The sequence below is a fragment of the Halorubellus amylolyticus genome, assembly GCF_034808145.1.
GTDB lineage: Archaea > Halobacteriota > Halobacteria > Halobacteriales > Natrialbaceae > Halorubellus.
This window is the reverse complement of sequence record NZ_JAXHGM010000061.1, coordinates 1-270: the sequence shown is the minus strand read 5'-3', so window position 1 is coordinate 270 and position 270 is coordinate 1. Positions and strand designations below refer to the sequence as shown.

1 protein-coding gene is annotated in these 270 nt (G+C 41.5%); it reads right to left on the bottom strand.

Features of this window, described 5'->3' with window-relative positions; all coding sequences use genetic code 11:
* Nucleotides 1-88: 88 nt before the first annotated feature.
* A partial coding sequence (locus SM754_RS20275) for a hypothetical protein (protein ID WP_323677948.1) occupies nucleotides 89-270 on the bottom strand: 182 nt, incomplete at its 5' end.

Here is a 270-nt window from a genome sequence, read left to right as displayed (position 1 = left end):
GCTAGGAGAGGGCATTCCAAAAAAGAGAATCCCAACAAATTTGTGAAGTCCGTACCATAGTTTGAGGACTTTGCTATCTTCATATCCACTAAAGTGCTACATATATTACGACGTGTATACACAATGATGATAAATTTGATGAATGGTGATGAACTACAAGCCCATCTGGACACCAAAGTGTTTTAATCTTTACACCGTGAGCATCACTCAATTTCGCGGCCCTTGGTCTCCACAGGGAAGAGAATGCAAGCAACTCCAGCAAGGAATAAC